This window comes from Sphingomonas xinjiangensis, assembly GCF_014199255.1.
Classification (GTDB): Bacteria; Pseudomonadota; Alphaproteobacteria; order Sphingomonadales; family Sphingomonadaceae; genus Sphingomonas; species Sphingomonas xinjiangensis.
Genome location: NZ_JACIJF010000059.1, coordinates 1 through 1,975 on the forward strand (window position 1 = coordinate 1; position 1,975 = coordinate 1,975).

Below are 1,975 nucleotides of genomic sequence, written 5' to 3' on the forward strand. Positions count from 1 at the left end.
AGCGCCACGTCGGGAACATAGGGCACGTAGCCCATGTACGTGTGCCTGACAGAGTTGTCCGGAAGTCGAAGGTTCACCGGCTTCATTGGGTCGAGTGCAACCCACTCCCACAGGCCCGACAGAACGCGCATGCAGATCAGCTGGACGTTGTTCTCATCGAGCTTGACCGAGAGGATCACGACGTAGGCCAGGAGGACAACGCCCAGCCACATCAGGAAGGGCATTTTCGCGCCCGACAGCCACATCAGAACCTCATGACTGAGGAGCTGACTGCCACGTGTGAAGTTGCCCGAATTGCGCTTCACGTCGCCGCGTGCGGAGTGGTGCTGGACGGTAATCGGGCGACCGTCGTTACGGATGTCAGCGCGTGCCATGATAGCGCTCCATCCGTGCTGACGTCTCGGCGAGGATCATGTCCCGAACCTCGGGATGATCCTCCTTGATGACATGGTCGAGCGCGAGCTGAGCATACTCGCAGACTCTGCGCAGTCTCAAATCGCTGTCCTGCAGGACCTTGCGGCCGGCGAGGTAGTCCTCGAGTGCGGCGCGAACTACGTCTGCGATGGAGCGGTTTTGAGACGCCGCATAGGCCTCGACGCGGCGGTACAGCGCCTGCTCGAAGCGGATCGAACGCTGTGTTGATGACCTCAAGCCAACCTCCATGAAACGGAGGCTGGTGGTTGCCGCAAAGCGAGATCGTTTTAGGAGGGGCCCGCGATGCTTGCAAGCAGCAACGTTGCTACAGCCGCGCTCTTAGAGACAAAGTGAGTGTCAATGAGTGTCAGCTAACGCACGGAATTCGCACGTCATTCTTACTGAGTGTCAATGAGTGTCAAAGTGGGTCCCAGTGGGTCCCAAGCCAATGATCGGCTAACTAGCTGTTTTTGCGGGACTTCCTTTGCACCTCGGTGCGTAGGGTGTGCTCTCTTAGTCCCCCATTATGGGTGATTGATCTTGTGCTGCTGGTCGCTTCCGGATCGCCGGTCTGGTGAGCCGATTCCGGCAGGGTCCCGACCGCCAAACGGCGGAACGAGGTGGTTGAAAGCGTGCTGCGCACGCGTTCCGTCGACGCGAATATGGGCTGTTCATGGTGATGCTCCGTAGGAGGGTAGGGGCCTTCAAACGGTGAGTTTCAATCGTCGCGGCGAGGGTTTCCGAACCCCATGCTTCGCGTTATGGATGTGGCCGTTCAGAGCCCGATCAGCCTGACCAAAAGGTACGACTATGGCGAAGTCACTGGACGCTGAAATGGCCGCGATCGAGGCCGAAGAACAGAAGCTGCAAGAGCGTCGAAAGGCGTATGCGGTTAAGGTTCGTGAGGCAGCGATCGGAGCGGTTGAGAAGGGTGGCCTTTTGAGGCTGCCGATCGACCGACTTGAGGGCCTGATGGCAGCGGTGAAAAAGCTCGGTGTGGACGAGGTTGAGAAGCGGCTTCTTGGGACTGCCTGAAGTCGTTTCTGGACCACGTTGATGCCACGGCCGCGTGAGTGATGAGCATCCTCACGCGGCCGTTTTTCCTGTGCTTCGTCGTAGGTGCGAGCCTTGGCAGACGCCCTGCGGGCTGAGCGGCATCAGGCAAAAAAATGGGAGCGAAGCGCCGATCGCTCCGCTCCCCGTCTATAATGGCTATAAGAGCCTTCCTCCGGCTCCTATCGAGCCGGGTGGTTCCGTTCCCTCGCCGCTACCCGGCTCGTCCTGCTTGAAGCGCCTACGCCCACGCGAGATGCAGCTCACCGTCGACTGGTTTGAGCCGCGCCATTTCATTCAGCGTCGGCAGGTATCGATCGAGTCCGGGCTCTGCATTTAAACGCCGGTGAACGATGGGATCGGACAACCGCGAGCGGAGTTCGGAGAGCGGAATGAGGCCCACGCTATCGCGATCCAGTCCGAGCAGATCGAGGATGGCGTAGGCGCTGTTCGTGCTCACGTTCAGCTCGGGCGCAGCATCCGGCGCGGACGACAAAGCAAGCCAGAT

General features: G+C 59.7%; 2 protein-coding genes and 2 pseudogenes. 1 reads left to right on the top strand and 3 read right to left on the bottom strand.

Features of this window, described 5'->3' with window-relative positions:
* Positions 1-374: pseudogene (locus tag FHT02_RS21245) on the bottom strand (type IV secretion system DNA-binding domain-containing protein); the annotation flags it as partial.
* Positions 361-651, bottom strand: coding sequence for a hypothetical protein (locus FHT02_RS21250; RefSeq protein ID WP_184092250.1), 291 nt, complete (start codon positions 649-651; stop codon positions 361-363). The gene FHT02_RS21250 and the pseudogene FHT02_RS21245, both read right to left, overlap by 14 nt.
* Positions 652-1,248: 597 nt before the next feature.
* On the opposite strand from FHT02_RS21250, the gene FHT02_RS21255 reads away from it, so the two are divergent.
* Entirely contained in the window at positions 1,249-1,449 is a 201-nt protein-coding gene (locus FHT02_RS21255) for a hypothetical protein (RefSeq protein ID WP_425506477.1), read from the top strand.
* 259 nt (positions 1,450-1,708) lie between these two features.
* Here the strand turns inward: FHT02_RS21255 and FHT02_RS21260 are convergent.
* Positions 1,709-1,975, bottom strand: a pseudogene (locus FHT02_RS21260) (hypothetical protein); the annotation flags it as partial.

Excerpts from the sequence above, each read along its gene's own strand:
- FHT02_RS21255 (WP_425506477.1), top strand. The coding sequence starts at position 1,249 with ATGGCCGCGATCGAGGCCGAAGAACAGAAGCTGCAAGAGCGTCGAAAG.